Source organism: Streptomyces boncukensis (genome assembly GCF_011045075.1).
Lineage (GTDB): Bacteria > Actinomycetota > Actinomycetes > Streptomycetales > Streptomycetaceae > Streptomyces > Streptomyces boncukensis.
Genome location: NZ_JAAKZZ010000469.1, coordinates 1 through 5,790 on the forward strand (window position 1 = coordinate 1; position 5,790 = coordinate 5,790).

Here is a 5,790-nt window from a genome sequence, read left to right on the forward strand (position 1 = left end):
GCGCCGCTTTCGGAGGGCGGCCCCCGCGCGGGGGCCGCCCTCCGAAAGCGGCGCTCATCCGTGGGCACCCCTGCTCACTCTGCAGCAGCCGGGTAAAGTCAGGAGGAACCCTCACTCAGCACGGCACGGCCGCCGTCGCCGTACAGAAAGGTGTGTTCCGATGCCCGAACACCACCATCTCCCCTCCCAGCTCGAAGTCAGCCCGGAGGCCCCCGACCGCAACCTGGCCCTGGAACTGGTCCGGGTCACCGAGGCCGGGGCCATGGCATCGGGCCGCTGGGTCGGCCGGGGCGACAAGAACGGCGCCGATGGCGCGGCCGTCAAGGCGATGCGCACCCTCGTCTCCACCGTCTCCATGAACGGGGTCGTCGTCATCGGCGAGGGCGAGAAGGACGAGGCGCCGATGCTCTTCAACGGCGAGCGGGTCGGGGACGGCACGGGTGCCGAGTGCGATGTCGCCGTCGACCCGGTGGACGGCACGACGCTGACGGCCAAGGGCATGGCCAACGCCGTCTCCGTGCTGGCGGTCGCCGATCGCGGCACGATGTTCGACCCGAGCGCCGTGTTCTACATGGACAAGCTGGTGACAGGGCCGGACGCCGCCGAGTTCGTGGACATCACCGCGCCGCCGGGGGTCAACATCCGCCGTATCGCCAAGGCGAAGGGCTGCGCCAACGAGGACGTCACGGTCGTCGTGCTCGACCGGGCCCGGCACGAGGGGCTGGTGAAGGAGATCCGGGAGGCGGGCGCGCGGATCAAGTTCATCTCGGACGGCGATGTCGCGGGCGCGATCATGACCGTACGGGAGGGGACCGGCGTCGATCTGCTGCTCGGTGTCGGGGGCACCCCGGAGGGCATCATCGCGGCCTGCGCGATCAAGTGCCTGGGCGGGTCGATCCAGGGCAGGCTGTGGCCCAAGGACGACGAGGAGCGGCAGCGGGCGCTGGACGCCGGCCACGATCTGGACCGCGTGCTGCTGACGGAGGACCTGGTCGGCGGGGAGAACGTGTTCTTCGTCGCGACCGGCATCACGGACGGCGATCTGCTGCGGGGCGTCCACTACCGCGGGGACCGGGCCTACACCCAGTCCCTGGTGATGCGGTCCAGGTCGGGGACGATCCGCCAGATCGACTCCGTCCACCAGCTGGCCAAGCTGCGGGCTTACAGCGCGGTCGACTTCGACCGGCCCCGTTAGGGGGTGTCCCGCGGATCGGGACGGCCCTCTGCCGCGGCTGCCCGCGAGTTCCCCGCGCCCCTGAAGCACCCCTGCGCCCCGCAGGGGCGCGGGGAACTGCGCGCCAAGCGACAGAACACCCGCACCCTGCGACGAAACAGCAAGGGGCAGCCCAGACGCAGCGTCGAGAACACGGCTCCGCGCCCCCCGCAGCGACGGAGACCGGCAAGGTGCCCGGCCAGGTGTCAGGCCAGGTGTCAGGCGACGTCGGCTCGGGCGGCGGCGGCCGAGCGGCGGCGCCGGGTGAGCACGACGCGGCGCTCGGCCGCGGTGAGCCCGCCCCATACGCCGTAGGGCTCCGGCATCAGCAAGGCGTGCTCCCGGCACTCCAGGAGGACCGGACAGCGGGCGCAGACCCGCTTGGCCGCCTGCTCCCGGGACAGCCGCGCAGCGGTGGGCTCCTTGGACGGGGCGAAGAAGAGCCCGGCCTCATCCCGGCGGCAGACCGCCTCCGCGTGCCACGGTCCCCCTTGATCATCGCGCTCGGGGGCACGTGGCGCGGGGACGGCGGCGGCTGCCTGCAGGGACTGATGCGGCGTTTGCAGCACGGTCTGCTCCTGACGAGACGACAGAGTTTCCCCTTCATCCGTCTTTCTGCGCACGGCAGTTCGCGAGGCAGCCGTACGAGAGACGATGACCGAGCCCTACCCGCTGTGCGCGGTAGTATTCATTCCGTGTCGCTCCCTGGGGCGAGGCGTGACGGAGGAGTGCCGCGCGGGTGGGCGGCGCGCGTACGCCTCGCGGGGCGCACAGCACCCCGCGAGGTGCGCAGCACCCCGCGAGAGGCCGTGCGTCACCCCGTGCGTCACCGACGGGCCCGGCCCGCCACAGGCCCGCCCGGGCCCGTCACGGCTCCTTGCGGAACCGCCGTCGCAGATCCTCGATGACCTTGCCCTTCTTGGGCCGCGCGTCCACCCCGCCGAACACCCCGGCGCCCCGCACCAGCACCACCGGCGCCTGCGGGTCCGGCGCGTCGGTGACCTGGACGTCGAAGCCGCCGAAGACCCCGGCGCCCTTCTGCTGGAGCGTGACGTTCTCCGGGACGCGGATGTCGACCCCGCCGAACAGCGCGGTGGCGTTGATCTCCACAAACTGCTGCTCGAAGACGGCCTCGGTCAGGTCGATCTCGATGCCGCCGAACAGCGCGAAGGCGTTGATCTTGCGCGGCACGCGCCAGCGCCCCCTGCGCGAGGCACCGCTGAAGATCGCCACCAGGTTCTCCTTCGGGCCGTGCCCGAAGTGCGAGAAGTGCGCAGGGGCGCCCGAGGAGTACGAAGCGGAGAAGGAGGCGCCGGACTGCCCGCCGCCCGGCGCGCCCCTGCCGGGCCCGGCGGACTCGCGGGCCGCGGGCAGGTCGCGGACGAGGGGCTGCAGCTCACCGAGGGTCTTGGCGGCATAGACCGCGTCGATGCGCTCGCCGTGCTCCTCCGCGTCGAGCCGGCCCTCGGCGAGGGCCTCGCGGAGGATCTCGGCGATCCGGTCGCGGTCGGCGTCCGAGGCGCGTACGTCGCTCTCGGCCACCGGGCCGTCGGACGGACGCCCCTCGGCGACGGGCCCGGAGGCCGCGCGCGTCGCGGGCGCGGGGGGAGCGGGCGCGGGCGCCGCGGGCGCGGGCGCCGCAGCGCCGGGCTTCTTCGCCAACGGGTCCACCGGTTCTGGCGTCGCGTCGTTCGTCACACCGTCAGCCTACCCAGACGCGATAGATCGCGACTACCCCCGCAACCCTCCGGGGGGCCCGCGTTCTACGCTGTGGGACGCGGAGACGGGCTCCCACCGTCGAGAGCAGCAGCGAGAGCCGCAGTGAGAGGAAGAGCCGCCCATGTCGTCAGGTAAGCCGGAGTTCTCCTATACGGACCTGCTCCCCACCGGCGCGGACCGCACCCCGTACCGCCTGGTCACCGCCGAGGGCGTCAGCACCGTCGAGGCGGACGGCCGGACGTTCCTCAAGGTGGCGCCCGAGGCGCTGCGCACACTGGCGGCCGAGGCGATCCACGACATCCAGCACTGCCTGCGCCCCGAACACCTCGCCCAGCTCCGCCGGATCCTCGACGACCCCGAGGCCAGCCCCAACGACCGCTTCGTGGCCCTCGACCTCCTCAAGAACGCCAACATCGCGGCAGCGGGCGTGCTGCCCATGTGCCAGGACACCGGCACCGCGATCGTGATGGGCAAGCGCGGCCAGCAGGTGCTGACGGAGGGCCGCGACGAGGAGGCGCTCTCGCGCGGCATCCACGACGCCTACACCGAGCTGAACCTGCGGTACTCGCAGATGGCCCCGCTGACGATGTGGGACGAGAGGAACACCGGCTCCAACCTCCCGGCCCAGATCGAGCTGTACGCCACGGACGGCGACGCGTACTCGTTCCTCTTCATGGCCAAGGGCGGCGGCAGCGCCAACAAGTCGTTCCTCTACCAGGAGACCAAGGCGGTCCTCAACGAGGCGTCGATGATGGCGTTCCTGGAGGAGAAGATCCGTTCGCTGGGCACGGCCGCGTGCCCGCCGTACCACCTGGCGATCGTGGTCGGCGGCACCAGCGCGGAGTACGCCCTGAAGACGGCCAAGTACGCCTCCGCGCACTACCTCGACGAGCTGCCGGACTCCGGCTCCCCGTCCGGCCACGGCTTCCGGGACCAGGAACTGGAGGAGAAGGTCTTCGAGCTGACGCAGCGGATCGGCATCGGGGCGCAGTTCGGCGGCAAGTACTTCTGCCACGACGTACGCGTGGTCCGCCTGCCGCGGCACGGCGCGTCCTGCCCGGTCGCCATCGCCGTGTCCTGCTCGGCGGACCGGCAGGCCAAGGCGAAGATCACGGCCGAGGGCGTCTTCCTGGAGCAGTTGGAGACGGACCCGGCCCGCTTCCTCCCGGAGACGACGGCAGAGCAGCTGACACAGGGCGCGGGCCCGGCTGCGTCTCATAGCGGCTCCGCCGCGGGGGACGCGGTCAGGGTCGACCTCTCCCGCCCCATGGACGAGATCCTGGCGGAGCTGGCCAGGCACCCGGTGAAGACACGGCTCTCGCTGACCGGAACCCTGGTCGTCGCCCGCGACATCGCCCACGCCAAGATCAAGGAACGGCTGGACGCGGGCGAGGAGATGCCGGACTACCTGAAGAACCACCCCGTCTACTACGCGGGCCCGGCCAAGACCCCCGAGGGTTACGCGTCCGGCTCCTTCGGCCCGACGACGGCGGGCCGGATGGACGCGTACGTGGAGCAGTTCCAGGCGGCGGGCGGCTCCAAGGTGATGCTGGCCAAAGGCAACCGGAGCAAGCGGGTCACCGACGCGTGCGCGGCGCACGGCGGCTTCTACCTCGGCTCGATCGGCGGCCCGGCGGCGCGTCTCGCCCAGGACTGCATCAAGAAGGTCGAGGTCCTCGAATACGAGGAGCTGGGCATGGAGGCCGTCTGGCGGATCGAGGTGGAGGACTTCCCCGCGTTCATCGTCGTCGACGACAAGGGCAACGACTTCTTCGCCGACCCCGCGCCGGAGCAGACCTTCGTGACGTCGATTCCCGTGGGCGGCCCGCGGGGCTGACCCCGGGCCGGACGTGCGGATGGGGGCCAGCCGCGGCGGCTGACCCCCACGGGCACGGCGCCGGGCGCCGGACACCTGGCGCCGCTGCCTCGCCTGCCATCTGGACGGCCTGCGCGCCGAGGCCGCCCACCCGCTGCCGGTACCGGAGCTCACTTCCGCCCAGCTCGCCGAGATCACGGAGTAGCATCTCCTCCCGCCACACCTGGGACGGGGGTGAGGACGCTGTCGGGGGAGGAGAGAGACGGGGGCCCGGCCCCGGGCCAGAACGTGATCACAGGCGGGCGGTTCGGGAACGTCGTACAGGCCGGCCGAATCGACGCCGTGCACATCCATGTCCGCGGCGAGGAGGCGGAGCCGTCCGAGCCCCGCCCGCCCCGCCTCCTCTACGCCCTCACCGTCCTGCTGGCGGCCCTCGCCGCCTGGCTCGGCCATGCCTACGACTCGCGACCGGCCGCACCCGCCCTGCTCACCGCCATGTTCACCGGATCGCTCGCACTCGGCCGGACGCTCGACCGCCGCAGGCTGCGCCGCCCTCGCACCCCCCTGCCCGCGCACCGGCTCGACCGGCTCGCGGAGGGGCTGGCCGACGCGCTCGCCCGGCGGTACGGCCGCGAGGACCGGCTCGCCCTCTCCCCCGTGAGCACCCCGACGCCCCTGCCCGTGCGGTGGGAGGCCGCCGACCCCGACGTATCCGACCACGAGGCCAATGTGCGGGGCCTCCCGGCGGGCACGGAGGCGGCGACGGAGGCCGAGCGCGCAGCGGAGGGAGAACCCCTCGACGTTCACGGGGAGTTCGCGGAGATCGGGGACTACTTCGCAGCGCTGCCCCGCCAGCGGCTCGTCGTCCTCGGCGACCCCGGCGCGGGCAAGACCGTGCTCGCCCACCGCCTGGCACGCACACTCCTGGAGCGACGGGGACCCGAATCCGGCGCTCCGGTGCCCGTCGTCCTCCCGATCGCCTCGTGGAATCCGGCGGACAAGGGCCTGTGGCGCTGGGCCGCCGGACGGCTGTCCACCGAGC

At 72.6% G+C, this 5,790-nt stretch carries 4 protein-coding genes and 1 pseudogene; 3 read left to right on the top strand and 2 right to left on the bottom strand.

The window, feature by feature from the left end; all coding sequences use genetic code 11:
- The first annotated feature begins 160 nt into the window (after positions 1-160).
- Positions 161-1,195, top strand: a complete 1,035-nt coding sequence (glpX, locus tag G5C65_RS29815) for a class II fructose-bisphosphatase (RefSeq protein WP_165302162.1) — start codon at positions 161-163, stop codon at positions 1,193-1,195.
- 236 nt (positions 1,196-1,431) lie between these two features.
- Here the strand turns inward: glpX and G5C65_RS29820 are convergent, their stop codons facing one another.
- On the bottom strand, positions 1,432-1,782 hold the full coding sequence (locus tag G5C65_RS29820) for a WhiB family transcriptional regulator (protein WP_165302163.1): 351 nt from the start codon (positions 1,780-1,782) through the stop codon (positions 1,432-1,434).
- A gap of 298 nt (positions 1,783-2,080) precedes the next feature.
- A complete protein-coding gene (locus G5C65_RS29825) occupies positions 2,081-2,875 on the bottom strand; it encodes a DUF1707 SHOCT-like domain-containing protein (RefSeq protein ID WP_165302165.1) in 795 nt (264 codons plus the stop codon).
- A 178-nt stretch (positions 2,876-3,053) separates the two neighbouring features.
- Here G5C65_RS29825 and G5C65_RS29830 point away from each other — a divergent pair, with 178 nt between their 5' ends.
- Positions 3,054-4,769, top strand: coding sequence for a fumarate hydratase (locus G5C65_RS29830; RefSeq protein WP_165302164.1), 1,716 nt, complete (start codon positions 3,054-3,056; stop codon positions 4,767-4,769).
- Positions 4,770-5,090: 321 nt separating this feature from the next.
- Positions 5,091-5,790 (top strand): annotated as a pseudogene (locus G5C65_RS29835) (hypothetical protein); the annotation flags it as partial.